Genomic DNA, 19,414 nt, shown 5'->3' with positions numbered 1-19,414 from the left:
TGGGGGGGGGGGGAGTGGGGTAAGATGGCTGCGCCGGAAGAAAACGGTTTTTTGAGGCGCAACATCTTTTTGGGGTGGAAAATCCGGGCTCGTTCCCTCCTTTCTCCCGCGGCATTCCTGTGAACTTGTACATGAATAGAGTTGAGGAAGCGCAGGATGCCAGATGGTTGAGGAATCCCATGCGATGGGTGCATAAGTTCTCTCTAATACTTGTGATGGTCGTCTCCCTTACAGGGGCGAATGGGGTGCAGGCCGTCATGTTGCCGCCCGGTGGTGACGATGATGGATCCCTTCTCTCCGTTACCGAGGTCAGCGCGAGGAACGTTGAGAGGCGCATTTTAGAAGAAACCACGATCCAAGGAGTCACTCTTACGCCTTCAGATGCTGCGGATATGCTTCATGACGTCATGGTGTTGTGCTGCAACATAATTGCCGATGAGAAGAAGTTGTCCATGCAGGAGCGAAAGATTGAATGGTTCTCAACAAGTTTGTTCGGACTCACCCTCTCTCTTTTCGAGCGGACCCCGCCGTGGAGTGTGTGGTCGTCGGCTGTCGGAGGAGACGAATGGGGAAGTACGTCGCGCATGCAGCCGGTTTCGGCTTCTCCCCCATCGGCGATGCTCTTTGTACCTGCGGTCCTAGGGTTGCTCGGGGTGTTCTTCCGAGAACGGCCTTCCGGTGTGAGGTCGGAATGTGAGAGCAGCGCACAGCCGGACGAATCGTCGGCGGTCGTATCCACGTGCATGTTTCTCCTATCGCCGGATCTTGTATTCATCAATGGAATTCGAGAGTCATTGAATCGAGTCGGATGTACGATACGCTTCGTGATGACGGTTGAGGAAGCGCTGAGGCTCGCCGAGCATCAGTCGCCGACCGTCGTGTTGGTGGATCACCGTGTGAGTGCGTGGGATATGCTTCGCACACATCCTGCGCTCACGCACACTCCGATCATGACACTGATTCCGGTCGGCAGTGAGTATACCGATGAGCATGGCATCTCCGATCTTGAGCGTGGAGCCGACGGCATCCATGATTTTCGAGATGGGCAGAGACTCTTCACTGCCAAAGTCGGTGCCTATCTTCGACGAGCCGGGTACGCTGTCACCAGTCGCGCCGTGTACCAGGTGGGTGCCGTACATTTAGATGCCGATCACCACAAGGTGACCATTGCCGGACAGCAGCTTTTGCTCTCCGCGAAACCCTTCGCCATTCTCAAAATGCTGATGGAGGCGCCGTCGAGAGTGTTCAGCCGAAGCGAATTGGTCGATCGCGTATGGGGACCGCAATTTGCCATCGGGGAACACACATTGGATGTACACGTTCATGCGCTTCGACAACAGCTGGATCGCGATCCGGATCGGCGGTGCCAGCTCCTGACCATCAAGGGGGTCGGTTTCAAGCTCAAGTCGATGGAGCCCGGTGAGCCTTCATTCAAGGATGCGGTGGGCCGGACGGCCTATCCATTGGTTGCCGGGAGAACTGCAGGATTGCGATCCGCCGGTAACCTTCAATCGCAAAGCGACAATAATCCTCCGCAGTGCCAGCCGTCGTCACATCGAGTTTCCACCGTGAAGTCGATCGCACGTCGGCGTTCAGGCAGAATGTCACGAACACCGGAGACAGCGAGGCATTTCAGCCGTGCTGCGTTGGCCGGATAGAGCATCTCTGTAATTTCTCTCAATGGTCATAGCCTCCTGCATGATCCAAGTACGGATGCACCTCTTCTGGACCGGACTAAGGAGAAGACAACGGCGAATCAGCTTACTCAAGTCGTGAATCGAGTCAAGGGAGACGGGCGGCGCTGCCGTGCCCAGATCATGAAGTAGTGGAATGCCGGTGACATCGGTCAACTTGCACGCGGAGTGGTGCCTTTGATCAGGATCGAGAACAATGGAACCCCTGTTGCTACGTATTCAGGAAGCCGCCAAGGTGCTTCAAGTCAGTAAATGGACGATCTATCGGTGGATCGATGAGGGCCGATTGCGGGGCACCAAGATTGGCCAAGGAAGCCTGCGGGTGTTTCGCACCTCGGTGAACGAGCTGGTCGAAAGGGCCAAGGTAGAGCGAGAAGATACGCGGCGTTCTTTACGGAGCACTTCGACCGAACGACACCCAACGAAAAGAAAACTGCGCTCATGAGGTCTGATACCGGAAATCACCGGCTGATTCGTTTTACGGTGACTGAGGTTGTGTGAATTAATCCCATACTTTGCCTGGTTGACCATACCGACCACTGGTCCTCGCGTCTAGCAGAATCCCGCCGGTCAAATTGATCAGAAGCGCCTTCGATAGAAGGGCAAACTAATAAGATGTGTGCAGGGCGGTTAAACGGCTACTCCCGGTTGCACAGGATCATCCGCGCTAGAGCGCTGAAGGTCTGGCGTTATCGGAAGCAGAGTTGCTCTATGCCGTACGGATTAGAGCCATACACGGATGTCGTCAAGACTTCAACAATGAACAAATGGTGTGAAAGGACAGCAAGATCTAGCGAGCTCTGGGCGCGTGGACTCTGCGCAGTTTTCGACTGCTGCAGACCTATGAAATCATATTGACATAACGGTTGATCGTGACGTAACCCACCATCGGCGGCGACGTTTGAGATCCGCAGCCTCAGGTTCCACCAAGTAAGCCTTGAGATGATTAAGCTACAAAGCTCCCGGGAGAATCATCATGCGTTCGTATCTGCTGTATCCATAAGCAGCCGTCAGTAGTTCAATGCTAGCGAATTCTGGTAAACATACGGCTTCGTAGGGTTATCGTTGTACCTACGTGCTTTGCCCCAGGCTGATCCGTAGCATCCGTGAGCAAGCATCAGTAGACAGCCCTCTTGGCAGTTTCATACAGTGGCTGAAACGTTTTCCAGTGGGTTGTTTCGTGTATAACGCGCTTCTCTTTATGCGGTCCCCTCGTCAGTCCAATCAGACATCTCGCCTGTTGGGCATCATGGCCTGCCTGCTCGTCGGTATTCACCTCGTGGCCGGGTATGTCTGCATGAGCTGCACATATCCGACTGAAGAGCCAACCGTACGATCCTTCCATCTTCATAACGGGGAGGATTACGATCCCTGCCATCATGGCAGGCCTGAGCCGAACCCGCTGACAGCATGGGCCTGTTCCGTGACTCAGGATGATGACGCGTTTGTCCTGCCGGATATTCCGCGCCTACCGCTCATCATATCGGTGTTCCTGCCGTACGCTGAGGTGCCGTCGCCCTCAAAAAGTACCTCCCTGATCGCCGCCGTCAGCCGCGGGCCTCCTCGCTTCCCTCTGTAGCATTCCCACAGACAGGTTCTAGCCAAACGACGAACCGACCCTACGGTCTCGATCTGCTTCTTTTTACAGAAGAACGGGACGGTGCCGTCGTCGTGGTGGGTGATCCGGACGTAATTATGAATGGTGAAAGGAGTGCAGTGGTCATGGGGATGTGGATCGATATGGTTTTGGCCAGTGTCAGATATGGGGTGATCAGCCTCATTATCTTCTGTTCAGTGGCAATCGGGCGAGCCGAAGAACCAAAGGTGCCGGACGCGATGGAGGGTCAACAAGTGGAGGAGTCACAAGAGCTGGCCGCTCCGGAAGTATTCGTCTCTGCGACGCGGGCGCCCTCGTCGCTCGGCAGCTTGAACCAATCGGTGACCGTTGTCACGGAGCAACAAATCCAACAGCAGATCGCGGTCTCGCCGGCGCGCAGCTTGGGACAGATTCTGCCGAAGCTGGTGCCCGGCATGTCGATGAACGACGGGTCGTTTGATTCACAAACGAGTCAGAAGATCCGGGGACGGGAGATCAACGTGTTGATCGATGGGGTTCCGCAACTGAGTAGCCCGACCGTGCAATTCGATCTGAACCACATCGATCCCGCCGCCATCGAGCGCATCGAAATCGTGCGCGGGGCGACGGCGATCTACGGCAACGGTGGAACCGGAGGACTCATCAATATCATCACCAAACAGCCGGGCGAGGGAAAGATGAATTTCTATACCGATATGCAAGGCAGCGCCAGCCTGACTCGCATTCTCCGGGGGTTAGGTGCGAACGTGACGCAGGGTATCCAGGGCCGCAAGGACTGGTTCGACTATAACGTCGTCGGCACCTTCAACTATCAAGGGGGCATGTTCGATGACGGCGGACACCGGACCATGCCGGGGACTAACGGGGTCGGTGGGTTTGCGGATACCAGGGGCTACAACATTTTGGGAAAGTTCGGGGCAACGTTCGGTGAACATCGACTTCAACTGAGCTTCAACAGGAAGGAGAGCGAACAGCACACCAACCATATGTCCGATCCATCGCTGGATGGGCGTCTCCCGACGACCGCCCGATTCATTTCCGGAATGGCGCTGAACGATCAACCTAGGCTGAAGAATACACAGATCAGCGTGGACTATAGCCATCCGCATCTCTTGCTCGACACCCGCGTGCATATCCAAGGGTACTATCGGAGGCAGGAGACCAGGTTCCCGACATTTGATGAGCGATCAGTTGGAGGGACGGAGGTCACTCAATCGTCACCGCAAACGGATGTTATCGGGACACGGGTCGATCTCACGACGCCGATTCCTATCTATGGAAAGCCACAAGTCACCTACGGCATGGACTTCTCAAGTCAGCATGGCGATTCGATGCAGAGCCTCTATGATCTCGGAGTCTTCGATACTTCAGGCGGACGAATCTTTCGCAAAATCGGTCAACGACCCACGGCGCCCTCACGGGTCTTTGATTCGCTTGCGGGATTCGCCCAAGGAGAGTGGACGCCGCTTTCTGCGCTCGTCGTGCGTGGAGGAGTCCGCTACGAGCGTCTTGAGATTGCGAGCAGCGACTTTACGAGGAGTGATGGAGAAGTTCTGCCAGCGAGTTTGCTTCGGTTCGATGCCACGGTCTTCAACGCCGGCTTCGTCTACCATGTCATCGAGCCGGTCGATGCATTCTTCAATTTCAGCCAAGGTTTCAATGTTCCGGTCGGCGCGATCGATTCGGCAATCAGGCCAGGTACGGTGACTCGGCTCACGGATTTACGACCGCAGCGTGTGACGAACTATGAGTTGGGGGTGCGTGGTAAGTGGAGCAAGGTGCAGGTCTCCATGTCCGGTTTTTACTCCAAGTCATCGCTGGGGGTCAACTTCGATCTGGATACGAACCAGCTCACGCGGGCGCCGCAGACCACCTACGGGGTCGAGGCCACGATCGATATACAACCATTTGACAATTGGCGCATGGGGGGCACCTACACGTTCGTGGAGGGTGACCAGACGATCGCCTTTAATCCCGACATCCGGGTGCCGATGAACGGATTCAGCATTCAACCACAGAAGATCACGGGTTATATCGAGCACATGACGGTGCCCCAGTGGCAATGGCGAAATCGGGTGCAGGTCCTATACTCTGGTGCCCGAAGCCGATCCTATGAGGCGTTTTTAACCGGTGCGGATCCCACCGCCGATGCCGCTCCGATGACGGACTATTTTCTCGTCGACCTTGTCAGCACCGTGAAAGTCGGGCCGGGCACGCTGCGAGTCGGTATCGAGAATCTCCTGAATCAGCGATATGTTGCGCCCTTCAATCAGCTCTCTCAGGGGGCCTTTAATAGTTTTTTCTGGGCCGGGAGAGGTGCCACGGCCACGATCGGATATTCGGTCGCCTATTGAGGCGACCAGGAACGAAACCTGCCGGTGTCGTCCGGCGGGTTGCCCGGTCGGACCGGTACCGATGTGGTGAAGGGGTAAGCAATGGGACGAAGCAACGCACATTTACGAAAAGTGTTCGTCAAGGTCCATCTGTATGTGGGGTGGGTGTTCGGGTTCGTGCTGTCGATTGCCGGGCTGACCGGCAGTCTCATCGTGTTCTGGCAGCCGATCGATGCGGCTTTGAACCCTGAACTGCTCGCACCCGAGGGCGCGTGCACAGAGGCGGAGTATCGATCTGTGGATGACCTCGACACCGCCGTTCGGGCGAAGATGCCGCCAAACGGTCGGCTCGTCTCGCTCAACTTTCCGGAACACGAGCGTCCCTTGCTGTCGGCATGGTACTGGATTCCGACTCATGGGGCTGATTGGGACGATATCTATACCCTATTCGTGAAGCCCTGCAGCGGAGAAGTCACAGGCTCTCGACTGTGGAATAGTCAGCAGCGACCGTGGGGAGGGCCGTTGATGAGCGCGCTCATTCAGCTTCATACATCTCTGTGGCTGAATGAAGGGAGTGTCCTGATTGGCAATCATCTACTGAGTTTCGGGAGTGTCCTGCTGTTGATATCGATCCTGATTGGCTACTATCTCTGGTGGCCAAACCAGGGTACCTGGCGATTGGCGTTCATGATCAGACGCGGTGCTCGTGGAAAGCGCCTCAACTACGAATTGCACAAAGTCGTTGGCGTGTATGCCGGTGGGTTTCTCGTCTTGTCGCTGTTCACCGCGATTCACCTGTATGAGCCATGGGTGCAGATCATCGACCAAGGCGTGAATGTGCTCTCTCCTGTGACAGATCTCGATGCAGCGCCACCCGCATCTCGACCGACAAGCGATGTGATACCCATCAGCGCGAAGAGGGCCGTTGAGATCGGAGTGGTGACGCTTCCCGGCTCGCGGCCCACGGCGATCGAGTTCCCTGCGGACGAGCACGGGGTTTACCTTGTCACCCTTGACACGGGCACCGTCTGGAAAAGCCAGGTCAGCATCGACCAGTACAGTGGAGCTGTGGTGCGCATCCAGGGACCGCAGGGGGCGAGTATGGGAGACCATGTGCTCGGCTGGCTCTTTCCGCTTCACACAGGGCAGGCCTTCGGTCTTCCAGGCCGCATCCTGATCTGCGTAGTCGGCCTTATCCCTTCCATGCTGTACGTCACCGGCATCCTTGTTTGGTTGGGCAGTCGCCGCCGTCGATAGCGAAGAGAGGTCGATAGACAATGGCAGATTCGCTTTCGTACAATAACACTCCTTTTCACTGGTGGCCCCGATGACTCGCGGATTTCAAGTCATGCGCCTTCGTGAGTTGATGGTGCGAATTCCTGCGATCTGGTGGGTTGCCTGTCTTCTGATCGTCATCCGTCTCGCCGCTGGATTTTTCTGTTATACATGTTTTTTGGACTTCGAAACGCCGCAGACGCGCAGTTTTCACCTGCATGCCGGGGGCGATCAAAATCCTTGCCATCATGGAAGGGTTGAAGCCACGCCTCTCATTCAATGGGCTTGCACGGTGACCCAGGATGATACGGCCTATATCCTTCCGGAGATTCCCCGCCTCCCGGTTCTCGTATGGCTCTTTGTCCCTGTCGTGTTCTTAGCCATCTCCTATGCGGATCGGTTGCCGATTATCGCCCATGGACGTGGGCCGCCTCGAATTTCCTCTTAATGTTATTTTCCAGCGTTGGATAGTCCTCTGACTGACAGCCCCTGAGGGCTGAATAAGGGTGACTTCAATGCTGCCTTCAGATGAGTGCGGTTCCTCATTCATGACCTTCTCAGTCGGTGATGGGTCGAGCCGCATGGTTCATGATGACATATCAGCTGGCTCGCATATTTTCTGAGCGAACCGAATGACACTCACAGTCTTCTCTGAGCCGAACGGTCGCGGGGTTGTTGACTGATTAAGGAGGAACGATGTCCACCCAACCGTCATCACAGGTGCCGGAATCGCATTCACGCAATGTGCGCGATGCTGATTTAGAAAGTCTGGCGATTCAGCGCCATCCAGCCCAACCCGCGCGATCCGGTGGAGGTCTCTTTCGATGGGTCGGGTTGATCGCAGTTCTGAGCCTGTTGGCCGCAGGCTGTTACTGGGCGGTCCTCGGATCGAAGCCGAAGGTCGAAGTAGGATCCCTAGTGCGCATGCCATCGAGCGGAGCGACGACGCTTGCCGCCACGGGGTATGTCGTGGCGCAACGACAGGCGTTGATCGCTTCCAAGGGGACGGGACGGCTGGAATATTTAGGTGTCAAGGTTGGAGACCGAGTGAATGAAGGGCAGGTCATTGCCCGTTTGGAGCATTCGGATATCGATGCATTGGTCTTGCAAATGAAGGCGAGAATCAAGGTTGCCCAGGCGCAGCTCGGCGCAGCCGAGCCCGAATTGCAGGACGCAACGGCAAACTACGAACGAGCACAGGCTTTGCTGGAGAAGTCCTTTGTTACCAAGGCCGAGTACGATATGGCTGAGGCAAGGCTTCGTCGGGCTCGAGCGGCCGTACGATCGGCAGAAGCGGCGGTGGGTGCCGCAGAGGCTGAACTGCGTGCTGCGGAAGTGCAAAGGGAGAATACGAATATCAGAGCGCCGTTCGACGGGATCGTTGTAAAGAAGTTGGCGGAAGTGGGCGAAGTGGTCTCGCCCATGACGGCGACGGTTCGATCCGGCGGGTCCGTGGCGACCATTGTCGATCCAACTTCCGTCGTGGTCGATGCCGAAGTGTCGGAATCCATGGTCTATCGAGTTCAAGCTGGACAGCCGGCCGAAATCCAGCTCGATTCCGTACCGGGACATCGGTACCGCGGAGAAGTGGTTCAGGTCATGCCCATCGCTGATAAGACCAAAGCGACGGTGTTAACCCGGGTGCGTCTTCTCGACCTTGATGAGCGAGTTCGTGTCGAGTTGAGCGCGAAGGTCATGTTCGATACCAGTTCCACTTCTCCGCGATTAGGTCCTGATGATTGGGGCGTTCCGGCAACCGCTGTCGTCACTCTGGACCAGCGCAAGGTGGTGCTGGTTGTGCGGAATGGTGTGGCCACGGAAATTCCGATACAAACCGGCCAAACGGTCGGCACACTCACGCATGTGCATGGCCAATTTTCGCCGACTGACGAAGTGATCGTCATGCCTCCGAACGATTTGCGTGCCGGAATGGCAGTCTCGGCTGTCAAGCTCGCGCTGTAGGAGCATCGGACGTGAACGAGCCAGTCGTAAGTTTTCAGCATATTACTAAGGCGTATTACCGCGCAGGGCAAGAGGTCTCCGTTCTGCAGGACTTGTCGTTTACGATCCCGACGGGGACGTTCCTTGCCGTCATGGGTCCATCAGGATCGGGGAAAAGCACGCTTTTGAATCTCATGGCGGGGATCGATCGGCCGACGAGCGGGACGGTGATGGTCGCGGGCACGGCACTGGACGGATTGTCGGACAGCGCGATGGCGCGATGGCGTGCTCGGCATATCGGCTATGTGTTTCAATCCTATAATCTCATTCCGGTGCTGACGGCTGCCGAGAATGTTGAACTTCCATTATTGCTCACGCATCTGTCGAGGAGGGAACGGGCCGAGCATGTCAAGACAGCCCTGCGACTCGTGGGTTTACAAGATCGCATGGACCACTATCCACGGCAGCTTTCCGGTGGCCAGGAACAGCGGGTGGGGTTGGCCCGCGCCATCGTCGCGGATCCGACGGTGATTTTGGCCGATGAGCCGACGGGAAATCTGGATCGCGATTCAGCCGAGAATATTCTGACCCTCTTCGGTCGCCTGCACGCAGAATTGAGGAAGACGATCGTGATGGTGACGCACGACCCTCGCGCAGCCGAGCGGGCGCAAACGGTGAGGCATTTAGAAAAAGGTGTGCTGGAATCTCCATCATGACATTGTGGCGCCTGATCGTCAGAAATACAAAGCGGCGACCCTTGCGAAGCAGTTTGGCGGTCGGGGGGTTGGCCATGGTGGTGTTGGCTTTTGGGCTGGTGTGTCTCACGCTCAGTCAATGGCAAGCTGCGACGAGTGAGACGACCAAGAACCGGCTGGTGACCGTGCATGCCATGGCAGAATCGCTCCGGTTGCCGCTTGCCTACAAAGATCGGATAGCCGTCTTGCCCGGCGTACAGTCGGTGCACTATGGCGTGTGGGTCGGTGGAATTTATAAAGATCCCAAGCAGACGTTCGGCACCTTCGCCGAACCGGCGGTGACGCTGTTGTCGACCTATCCGGAAATTGTCCTCTCGGAGGAGCATCGGTTGGCCTTCATTCGCGATCGACGAAGCTGCATCGTAGGAAACAAATTGGCGGAGCGCTATGGCTGGAAACTCGGGGATGTGATTCCGCTGACCGGCGTGGCTTATAGCGGGCAGTGGGAGTTCATCGTGCGTGGCATTTATGAGAGCACCAATACGAAGGTTTTCTCGGATCAAGAGATGTATTTCCACTGGGAATATCTCAACGAGCAGCTCAAGACGACGGAACCCGACCGCGCCGATCAAGTAGGTTGGTTTGTCATTCGTGCGGACTTGAAGAACGGAGCATCGATGGTAGCCACTGTCATCGATGCGGCATTTTCGAATTCTGTCGCTGAAACACGTACACAGCTCGAACAAGCCTACATAGCGGGCTGGATCGCACGATCCAGTGCTCTGTTGCATGGATTGGAAGCCGTCTCCGCATGCATGAATGTGATCGCCCTCCTTGTGTTGGCCAACGTCCTGACGATGTCCATACGTGAACGGACCAAAGAGTATGGTGTATTGAAGACGATCGGGTTCCGGACTCGACATTTCTGTGTGCTGATCCTCGGAGAATCTTTATTGCTGGCATTAGCGGGAGGTCTAGTCGGCTTGGGTCTGCTGGTCCCAGCATCGTACCTGTATGCGCTCATGGTGGGCTTTGACGGCTATGTGCCGACTTATGAGATCACCGGTGAAACGATTTGGCTCTGTTCCGGCATGATGGCCGCCGTGGGCATTCTCGCCTCGGTGTGGCCCATCATGAGGATCTCGCGAATGTCCGTGCTGAAAGGATTGCATCACATCGGTTAGCCTCGGGCAGGGTGCATGAATGATTTTGTCGGCTTCATACACGATGAAAAATCTGTGGGCTCGTCGTGTAACAGCGGGACTCACTGTCATTGGGTTGGGCCTGGTCGTATTTGTGTTTCTGGGCGTCTTGATGCTGGCCCACGGGTTGGAGCATACCCTTACCAGTACGGGCGATCCCAACAATGCGATTATTCTGAGAAAGGGGGCGCTTTCGGAAATCGACAGCCAGGTTTCACGCGAGCACACGAAGGTGCTCGCTTCAGAGCCGGAGGTACGTCTGGCCGACGATGGACGCACTCTGGCTGTGAACGAATTGGGGCTTCAGCTCACACTCGTGAAGCCGGGCACCAACAGTCTGGCCAGTCTTGTGTTGCGAGGAACGTCTCACGAGTCACTGCTCGTGAGACCAAAGGTCCGATTGACACACGGTCGTCTGTGGGCGCCCGGTACTACGGAGGTTATCGTCGGTAAGCAGGTCGCTGCGCAGTTTCCCATGGCAAGCCTCGGTCGGTCTCTTCGCTTTGGCCAGCGAGAATGGACAGTGGTCGGCATTTTTGAAGCCGATGGCAGCGGGTTCGAATCGGAAGTATGGGGCGATGTCGAGCAATTCATGATGACCTTCCATCGAACGGCATTCACCTCGATGACGGTCCGCCTGACAAACCCCACCTTGCTGGGTCCATTCAAGGGCCGCATCGAAGAGGATCCACGTTTTCGCGTGACGGTGAGGCGCGAACCGGAGTTCTATGAGGAAAAAGCCAAGACTCTCGCGCGGATGATCCGTGTCACCGGCCTTTTCCTCACGTCAGTGTTCAGTGTTGGTGCCGTCTTGGGGGCCACCATGACCATGTCGGCTTCCGTCGCCCAGCGGACGACGGAAATTGGCACCTTACGGACATTGGGGTTTACGCGGCGTGAAATTCTTCAGGCGTTTCTCACAGAATCTGCAGGGTTGGGTCTTATCGGTGGAGTGATCGGGGTGATCGCAGCCTCCGGGCTTCAGTTCGTGACGGTCTCCACCTTGAATATGGATTCCATGTCCGAACTCGCGTTTCGGTTTCGCTTGACGTCACTGATGATCGTGCAGGGGGTGGGATTTGCCTTGATCATGAGTGTGGTCGCAGGGTTTTTTCCAGCTGCTCGCGCGGCAAGTCTGGACATCGTGCAGGCATTGGGCGAACGCACTATCTAGTGGAGAAATTGTTTTGGCGTGGGGAATATGATGAAAGAGGGTGAAAGATTGTGTAGCAACCTGAGCATCCGTCGGTGGACGCAAAACAGGAAATCGCGTATGTATAGAGCGTGAAAAGAAATACTATGACGGCTCATCGGTTCGCTTATCCAGGCAGTTCGGTCGCGTGTTTGACGGTCGTTGTGTATCTGGCGCTGATTATGCTCGCCGCCGGCTGTGCCTCTATGCCAGTCCCGCAGCCTGGAGCCCATCACCATTCCACGGACTCCACGCATTCTCCTCTCTGTGCATTGTCCTGTCAGATGATCTCACAGAGCGGGCCAGCCACATCGGCGCCTACCGTGACGGTCAGTTTCATTGCCGTCTCGACGGCGGCATCTTTCATTCGTTCACACTCACCTTCTCCCTCCGTTTTACGACCCTCTCGCGCTCCACCCATATTCACGCTCGCGTGATTCAAGCAGGGAGCGTTCCTCGATGGTTGTCGTGCAGACTGCCGATCCATCGATTCCGCTCGTAGAGATTGTTTGACCGCATCCTGTCTGAATCATCCTGGTCCGTCTGTCCATGCATTGGAACAAGGAGTGATATTCCGAGAGCGGTGGCCCGCCACTCTCGGTCCGACCAGAGCGGGGGCTTCTTACTCCCATTCGAAGCCTCGCTCTGGTTCCCTATATCTGATTTGGGAAGGTGAAGTCATTCTGAATTCGTCGTGGTTACGTTCAGAGTTGTTGAGCTATTGATGTCCGGGTCGAGCTGCCCCTCACTCGGACCGACCCGGGGCGCAGGCACCTCCGTCAGCCTCCGCCCCGGCTCCTCCATCTCGAAAGTGGCGGAGCGAAATATGATCCGCCTGGAATAATCAGATGGGAGATGCGGACTGTCTCAGCCGAGAGGGGGTAGCTGGCTATCCAGATAACACGGAGCGAGAAACGATGAAGGAAACAGGCCCGGCAGTTGCGCACTCTTCTTCCGGACCTGCCTGGGGAGTCGGAGGTGGCCTCCTGCCGACTCCCTGGCCCTTCGGGGTACAGATAGAGCGGAGTCCCATGATAGACGATGTCCGTCGTACACCTAGGTGCCGCTAAGAAGCCTGAGTCAGCCTCGATCCTAGGAAGTTCTGAATACTGATGCATTTCTCGAAGGTGTAGACTCGCAAATACAACAAAGATTGATCCTACAAACAAGGAGGGGGTATGAGCAGAATGAACGGTGTCGTGGTTGCAGTTGCGGTATGTGGGTTGCTCGCGGGAGGGGGGGCGGGGTTAGTATTCGCGGGTGAAGGTGGGCATGTGAAGGAAGTGATTAAGCATGCCAAAGAGGGAATTGCGCACGAAAAGGAAGCCATCAAGCATTTGGAAGAAGCCATTCAGGTTAGTGACAATGTCCACGCCAAGGAAGCGCTTGAGCATGCGAAGGAATCGATGAAGCATGCTGAGGAATCGCTGGCACATGCCGAGGAAGCTCAGCATCATCCGGCGAAAAAGAAATAGGCCTACGAACCATACCGTCCCACGGAGCGAAGAACTGCGCTGAGCTGCAGTTCTTCGCTCCGTACTCCAGGCTTCTCTCGCTGTAGAAAACCAGATGGGCCATGTCGGTCACCCAAGACACAGGTTGCCCAATGCATTCCGTGTCCGATTGTCCACTATCACAGACATCCGCTGTGAGCTTAGCTGTTCTTGAGGTAGGCTCTTGCGAGCGCGTCTTTGATCGCGGCCCGGACGTTGTTGCTTCCCTCTTCGATATTGCTCTGCATCGCGGCCCGCGCACCGGGGCCATTGTGGGCCATGATCCGATCCACAATCTCCAGATGTTGACGGCAGGTCTGTTCCGCACGGGTTCGGTTCTCGAAATCAAGCAGCCGAAACAGGGTCAATCGTTCATTGATAGAGCGGAGGTTCCGCAGGAGAGACTTGTTTCCTAAGATGCGGGCCAAAGTATCATGAAAGAGTGTGTCGAGTATGGCGAACTCCTCCGGTCGTTTGGCTGGTTCGTTGAGGAGTTCCATCCAAGTGTGCCGGAGATCCTCCAGCTCGGTCTTGTGGTGTGTCGGCAAATCCTCGCCGGCTAAGCGTTCGACTGTATAGAGTTCCAGCGCCTGTCGTACGCCGTATAATTCCTCGACTTCTTCGACGGTGTGTTGCCTGACGACATAACTTCGATTAGGCAATCGTTTAAGGAAGCCTTCGGAGGCCAGGACTCGGAGGACTTCTCGAATGGGGCTCCGACTCACACGAAATCGTTTGCACAGTTCTTCTTCGGTCAGCCGATGTTCCGGCGGATAGTGCCAGTGGACGATTTCTTCTTTGATCGTCGCCACGATCGACGAACTGAGGTTGGAGGAGGCCGCTTTTTCTTTTGGATCTATCTTATGGATCATCTTCTTCATTGTCCGTTTATCACCGTTACGTAGACACAAGGGTGGGATCCTGGCGTTCAATGACCGATTGGGAACAGCGGTTCGCCTTTCTCACCTGCCACCCCTCTTCATTACCAATAATAAGGCCAAGGATGCCAATAGGGAGACCAGTAGGGTCCCCAAGAGGGGCCAGGGCCGAGAGGCCGGCGAATGCGCGGAGGCTCGTCATCCTGTTCGCTCCAGACACGCAGGCTGGTGACATGCACGAGCGGGTAAGTATATTCCATTTCATCGAGCGGCAACGCTACGGAACCAGCCATTTCACCCGTTACGGTGATGAACGTGCCGGCAGGGATTGTTGCGGGGTCAAGGAATTCCTCCCGTAGTGCGACAAACCGGCCTTGGGATGTGGTGAGATCAGGGGTTGGTTCCAGGGAGGCAGCCAATGGCAATTGGAGGATTTCAATTCTGGTCCCCTCTTTGAGTCGGCGCGCTCCGAGTACTTTACCACCGAATGTCACGGGTTGTCCGGTGTAAGCTTCGGGGGCGGCTTTCACTTGTCCAAAGGTCGGCGGAGGTGGGCCTGATGGGATGGTTTCGTTCTGACCTCCGGTCAGGGCACAGCCGGAGAGGATGAGCGCAGAACTTAGGCTTGCAGCGAGGAGTCGGTTCATAAAATCAATTATAACAAAGCACACAGAGGCTCTCCATCCGCTATAATGGTCCTCGCCTAGTTAATCTGAGAAAGGAGTAGGAAATGAAGAGTCGAATGATGTCGAGGTGGACGGCGGCGATCTGGGTGATGGGAGTGGTGGGACTGTTGCTTACTCCAGTCGTCGTACTGGCAACCAAGCCAGAGCTGAAGGGGAAATTCGAGATTCTCAAGGATGAGACGTCCACCCATCAACCGGGGAAAGTCAAAGTCATCGAGTTTGCGGATTTCTATTGCCCGCATTGCCATCACTTCGAAGAGACGGGGGTTCCCCTGCTCATGAAAGAATTCGGGAATAGGGTTGAAATTACAATGGTCGGGTTTCCGGTCATCCCGGGGAAGCTGCCGACTCCCTTTGATATGTACGAGCAGGCCAAGATGATGGGGAAAGGCGATCAGATGAAAGCCGTCTTGTTTCGCACCATTCACAAAGAAAAACTCGATGGGGTGTTGGATCGCTCGATCCGCTCCCTGTTGATCAAGGAAGTTGGTTTGGACGTGGAAACATTCGAAGCCGGGATGGAAAGCGGAAAGCCGGCCAGGTTGTTTGAAGCGGGGCGCCGGTGGGGTGAACGGGTCAAGGTGTCGTCGACGCCCTCAATCTTGTTGGACGGGAACATTAAGGTCGATGGAGCCAATATGACGCCGGAGAACGTCCTTACGATTATCCGAAGTATTCTCGAAGCGGATGCCAAGAAGTGATGGGTGATGACTTGTGATGGCGGAGGATAAAGCACACGAGATCATTCGACGCCTTCTGGAGCACGAATCAGCCTTCAGGCAGTTTGTCCGCCGTCGAGTCGGCGAGGAAGGTATCGCAGAAGATATCCTGCAACAAAGCTTTACCAGAGCGGTCGAACACGCTCACTCGTTGAATAACGAGCAAAGTGCGTTGGCCTGGTTCTATCAAATCCTCCGCCATACCGTGGCGGAATATTACCGGTCCCATGGAGCTGAGACTCGTCGGAATGAAGCCTTCCTACAGGAATTGACTGTTTCGGGCAATCATCAGGAGCCGCCACCGGATGAGGTCAAGACTACTGCGTGCGTCTGCCTTCATGATCTCCTTCCCGGTCTCCATCGAAATTATGCGGAACTCATCAAGCGCATCGATCTCGACGGCGAATCGCCGGCACAGGTTGCGAAAGCGCTGAAAATATCACGCAATAACCTCACGGTTCGCCTTCACAGAGCCCGCCAATCCTTACGGGTCTCCCTCGAAGCCGCGTGCGGGCTTTGTAGTAAACATGGCTGTCTTAACTGTGCCTGCAGCTAACAGGCTGTTGATAAAAGCCCGCCAGCGGCGTTCTCGCCTCACTCAGAGGCTCAATGTACGACGCAGAGTACGATTCGCCTCTTCATTCGCTGCGGCCTTGCTGAACAGCCTGCGGGCCACCGTGCTCCCGTTGGAAATCTCGAATGCCGTGCGTTTTCAGCATGGTCAATGTGTTTGTCAACACACTGCTAGTTACTCGCTTCTCTTGCACATCTTTTCTTGCTTGTCCCAGTAAATTGAGTAGTTGCGAGCCGTGCTTCTGGCTCTCGGGTTCTCTGTAATATTTGAGGACCTGGTCCGTCTGTAATCCTGAAGGCGACAATACGCCTCCATACCGGATAGAATGAAAGGAGTCTGAGACATGATTAATGAATTGTCGAACGCCTGTTGCGGGAGGTCGCAAGGAGGACATGACCGCATGAGTGAGATGAGACAAGATGCCATGAGTCATTCGCCCACTCACGTGAAGCCTGAGATCGATCCTATCTGTGGAATGACCGTCGATCCAGCCAGAGCGGCGGGTCAGTATGATTTTAAGGGGAAAACCTACTATTTTTGCGCAATTTCGTGCCTGGAACGATTTAAGGCTGATCCCGAGCAGGCGCTGGGTAAGAAACCACTGAACCTGATCACGATACCCACCTCACGGAAGCCACTGCCTATGATGCAGCCAGTCAGGCAGGGTGAGATCGATCCTGTCTGTGGGATGACGGTACAGCCGGACAGGGCAGCCGGTTCATACGAATATCAGGGGAAGGCCTATTATTTCTGCGCCACGCGGTGTCTTGAGAAGTTTCGAGCCGAGCCTGAGTATTATTTGCTCCCACCTGAGCAGCGTATCCCCAAGCCGGCTCCCGTTCCGGTGGGCAAGAGCGTCCAATATGTCTGCCCGATGGACCCGGAAGTGTCGGAATCCAAACCAGGGGCTTGTCCGATTTGTGGGATGGCGCTGGAGCCGGCTGACGTAACGGTTGTGCCGACTCGCACTGAATATACCTGTCCGATGCATCCGGAAATCGTGCAGTCGACACAGGGGGCCTGCTCGATCTGTGGGATGGCGTTGAAACCGCGCACGGTGACGGTAGAGGAGGCCAATCCCGAATTGATCGACATGACGCACCGGTTCTGGCAGAGCGTGGCCATCGGTTCGCCTATTCTTGCACTAATGATTTCCGACATGCTGCCGGGCCAGCCGTTGCAGCATCTCGTGTCCGGACGAGCCTTGATGTGGGTTCAACTCGCACTGGCAACGCCGGTCGTACTCTGGATCGGCCGTCCACTGTTCGAACGGGCCTGGGTGTCGATCGTCAATCGTCATCTCAACATGTTTACCTTGATCGGACTCGGCACCGGTGCAGCCTACTTCTACAGCGTCGTCGCGACCCTTGCGCCGGGGTTGTTCCCAGATTCGTTCCGAGGGCATGGCGGTGAGCTGGCTGTGTACTTTGAACCGGCGGTGGCCATCATTGCCCTAGTCTTATTGGGACAGGTCTTGGAGCTACGGGCGAGGAGTCGAACCAGCAGCGCATTGAAATCCCTATTAGGACTTGCACCAAAAACCGCGCGCATCATACGACCAGGTGGCCGTGAAGAGGATATCCCCTTGGACCAGGTCCAGATCGGTGATCGGTTACGTGTGCGGCCTGGTGAAAAAATTCCCGTGGACGGGGTGGTGCTGGAGGGCTCGACCGCTGTTGATGAGTCGATGGTGACCGGTGAGCCGATCCCTGCGGAAAAGCAGCCTGGCCAGAACGTTGTCGGGGCAACCGTCAATGGGACCGGTAGTGTGGTGATGCGGGCTGAGCGTGTCGGTCGAGAAACATTGCTGGCTCAGATTGTGCGGATGGTCAGTGAAGCCCAGCGCACCAGAGCGCCGATTCAACGGCTGGCCGACGTTGTAGCTGGCTATTTCGTGCCGAGCGTGATCCTTGTCGCTGCAGTCACCTTTGTACTGTGGGCGCTCTATGGCCCGGAGCCTCGTATGGCCTATGCATTGCTTAACGCGGTGGCTGTGTTGATCATTGCCTGTCCCTGCGCACTTGGGTTGGCGACGCCCATGTCGATCATGGTCGGGACGGGACGTGGTGCGACAGCCGGCGTGCTCATCCGCAATGCCGAGGCGCTGGAAACGTTGGCCAAGGTCGATATTCTTGTCGTGGATAAGACCGGCACGCTTACGGAAGGCAAGCCACGCCTGGTAACGGTTGCTCCGTTGTCTAGTTTCAGCGAGGCGGATCTGCTGCGACTGACCGCCGGTTTGGAGCAGAACAGCGAGCATCCCTTGGCGGCGGCGATCGTGTCCGGTGCGCAGGAGCGAGGAATCGCTCTGACCAAGGCAGGGGACTTTCGCTCGCGCACCGGTAAGGGAGTCACTGGTACGGTTGAGGGTTGTGTTGTGGCTGTTGGTACAGTACCGTTTCTCAACGAATTGAACGTTGAGACCGCACCATTGCTGGCCCAGGCTGAGCCCTTGCGGCAAGAAGGCCAGACGGTCATGTTCGTGGCTATCACCGGCAAGCCTGCTGGGTTGCTGGGGGTGGCCGATCCGGTAAAGTCCACCACGCCGGAAGCGATCGACTTGTTACACCGCGAAGGGCTTCGGCTTGTGATGCTGACCGGGGACAATCGAACGACAGCCGAGGCGGTGGCGCGCCGACTTCACATTGATGAAGTGCAGGCCGACGTCTTACCTGAGCAAAAGGCGGCAGTCGTCAAACGATTCCAATCAGAAGGGCATGTTGTAGCCATGGCCGGTGACGGCATCAACGACGCACCGGCACTGGCGCAAGCCCAGGTGGGTATCGCGATGGGAACAGGCACAGATGTCGCGATGGAAAGTGCTGGGGTCACCTTGGTCAAGGGTGACCTCCGAGCGATCGCCCGGGCGCGACGCTTGAGCCGAGGGACCATGCGCAATATCCGGCAGAATTTGTTCTTCGCCTTCGTCTATAACACTCTGGGGATTCCGATCGCTGCCGGTGTTCTGTATCCGTTTGCCGGCGTTCTGTTGAGTCCCATGATCGCGAGTGCGGCGATGACGTTCAGTTCCGTATCTGTGATTGCCAACGCCTTGCGGCTACGGAAACTCGCGCTATAGCAGTTATGCAATGGTCAGAATGTTTGACCGGCACATGCTTCCCTGGCGGGGATCCT

17 protein-coding genes are annotated in these 19,414 nt (G+C 56.1%); 14 read left to right on the top strand and 3 right to left on the bottom strand.

Annotated features, from left to right (window positions below):
- Positions 1 to 179 precede the first annotated feature (179 nt).
- The 10 genes from ACYX34_RS03575 to ACYX34_RS03530 all read left to right on the top strand — a co-directional run bounded on the left by ACYX34_RS03575 (position 180) and on the right by ACYX34_RS03530 (position 11,911).
- Positions 180 to 1,658: a winged helix-turn-helix transcriptional regulator gene (locus tag ACYX34_RS03575; RefSeq protein WP_462075182.1), complete on the top strand. Its 1,479-nt coding sequence runs from the start codon at positions 180 to 182 to the stop codon at positions 1,656 to 1,658.
- 232 nt (positions 1,659 to 1,890) lie between these two features.
- Positions 1,891 to 2,139: a helix-turn-helix domain-containing protein gene (locus ACYX34_RS03570; protein ID WP_462075181.1), complete on the top strand. Its 249-nt coding sequence runs from the start codon at positions 1,891 to 1,893 to the stop codon at positions 2,137 to 2,139.
- Between the two features lie 804 nt (positions 2,140 to 2,943).
- The gene (locus ACYX34_RS03565; RefSeq protein WP_462075180.1) at positions 2,944 to 3,273 is read left to right on the top strand and encodes a hypothetical protein; all 330 of its coding nucleotides are present in this window, start codon (positions 2,944 to 2,946) and stop codon (positions 3,271 to 3,273) included.
- Positions 3,274 to 3,416: 143 nt separating this feature from the next.
- On the top strand, positions 3,417 to 5,645 hold the full coding sequence (locus ACYX34_RS03560; protein WP_462075179.1) for a TonB-dependent receptor: 2,229 nt from the start codon (positions 3,417 to 3,419) through the stop codon (positions 5,643 to 5,645).
- Positions 5,646 to 5,726: 81 nt separating this feature from the next.
- On the top strand, positions 5,727 to 6,881 hold the full coding sequence (locus ACYX34_RS03555; RefSeq protein WP_462075178.1) for a PepSY-associated TM helix domain-containing protein: 1,155 nt from the start codon (positions 5,727 to 5,729) through the stop codon (positions 6,879 to 6,881).
- 70 nt (positions 6,882 to 6,951) lie between these two features.
- A complete protein-coding gene (locus ACYX34_RS03550) occupies positions 6,952 to 7,347 on the top strand; it encodes a hypothetical protein (protein WP_462075177.1) in 396 nt (131 codons plus the stop codon).
- A 248-nt stretch (positions 7,348 to 7,595) separates the two neighbouring features.
- The gene (locus ACYX34_RS03545) at positions 7,596 to 8,861 is read left to right on the top strand and encodes an efflux RND transporter periplasmic adaptor subunit (protein WP_462075176.1); all 1,266 of its coding nucleotides are present in this window, start codon (positions 7,596 to 7,598) and stop codon (positions 8,859 to 8,861) included.
- Positions 8,862 to 8,872: 11 nt separating this feature from the next.
- Complete coding sequence (locus tag ACYX34_RS03540; RefSeq protein ID WP_462075175.1) at positions 8,873 to 9,556, top strand: ABC transporter ATP-binding protein; 684 nt, start codon at positions 8,873 to 8,875, stop codon at positions 9,554 to 9,556.
- The gene (locus tag ACYX34_RS03535) at positions 9,553 to 10,719 is read left to right on the top strand and encodes an ABC transporter permease (protein WP_462075174.1); all 1,167 of its coding nucleotides are present in this window, start codon (positions 9,553 to 9,555) and stop codon (positions 10,717 to 10,719) included. Before ACYX34_RS03540 ends, ACYX34_RS03535 begins: the two co-directional genes overlap by 4 nt.
- A gap of 43 nt (positions 10,720 to 10,762) precedes the next feature.
- A complete protein-coding gene (locus ACYX34_RS03530) occupies positions 10,763 to 11,911 on the top strand; it encodes an ABC transporter permease (RefSeq protein ID WP_462075173.1) in 1,149 nt (382 codons plus the stop codon).
- Positions 11,912 to 12,209: 298 nt separating this feature from the next.
- Here the strand turns inward: ACYX34_RS03530 and ACYX34_RS03525 are convergent, their stop codons facing one another.
- Positions 12,210 to 12,350 (bottom strand): hypothetical protein, encoded by a 141-nt coding sequence (locus ACYX34_RS03525; RefSeq protein WP_462075172.1) that lies wholly within the window; start codon positions 12,348 to 12,350, stop codon positions 12,210 to 12,212.
- 757 nt (positions 12,351 to 13,107) lie between these two features.
- Here ACYX34_RS03525 and ACYX34_RS03520 point away from each other — a divergent pair.
- Positions 13,108 to 13,404: a hypothetical protein gene (locus ACYX34_RS03520; RefSeq protein ID WP_462075171.1), complete on the top strand. Its 297-nt coding sequence runs from the start codon at positions 13,108 to 13,110 to the stop codon at positions 13,402 to 13,404.
- A gap of 179 nt (positions 13,405 to 13,583) precedes the next feature.
- Here the strand turns inward: ACYX34_RS03520 and ACYX34_RS03515 are convergent, their stop codons facing one another.
- A complete protein-coding gene (locus ACYX34_RS03515) occupies positions 13,584 to 14,294 on the bottom strand; it encodes a GntR family transcriptional regulator (RefSeq protein WP_462075170.1) in 711 nt (236 codons plus the stop codon).
- Between the two features lie 110 nt (positions 14,295 to 14,404).
- Positions 14,405 to 14,947, bottom strand: a complete 543-nt coding sequence (locus tag ACYX34_RS03510; RefSeq protein WP_462075169.1) for a Slp family lipoprotein — start codon at positions 14,945 to 14,947, stop codon at positions 14,405 to 14,407.
- A gap of 83 nt (positions 14,948 to 15,030) precedes the next feature.
- Between ACYX34_RS03510 and ACYX34_RS03505 the strand changes: the two genes are divergently transcribed.
- The 3 genes from ACYX34_RS03505 to ACYX34_RS03495 all read left to right on the top strand — a co-directional run bounded on the left by ACYX34_RS03505 (position 15,031) and on the right by ACYX34_RS03495 (position 19,358).
- Positions 15,031 to 15,687, top strand: a complete 657-nt coding sequence (locus ACYX34_RS03505) for a DsbA family protein (protein WP_462075168.1) — start codon at positions 15,031 to 15,033, stop codon at positions 15,685 to 15,687.
- Positions 15,688 to 15,703: 16 nt separating this feature from the next.
- The gene (locus ACYX34_RS03500; protein ID WP_462075167.1) at positions 15,704 to 16,261 is read left to right on the top strand and encodes a sigma-70 family RNA polymerase sigma factor; all 558 of its coding nucleotides are present in this window, start codon (positions 15,704 to 15,706) and stop codon (positions 16,259 to 16,261) included.
- A 418-nt stretch (positions 16,262 to 16,679) separates the two neighbouring features.
- The gene (locus tag ACYX34_RS03495; protein WP_462075166.1) at positions 16,680 to 19,358 is read left to right on the top strand and encodes a heavy metal translocating P-type ATPase; all 2,679 of its coding nucleotides are present in this window, start codon (positions 16,680 to 16,682) and stop codon (positions 19,356 to 19,358) included.
- Positions 19,359 to 19,414 lie beyond the last annotated feature (56 nt).

Source organism: Nitrospira sp. CMX1, from assembly GCF_054902215.1.
This window is presented reverse-complemented; position numbering and strand designations above follow the sequence as displayed.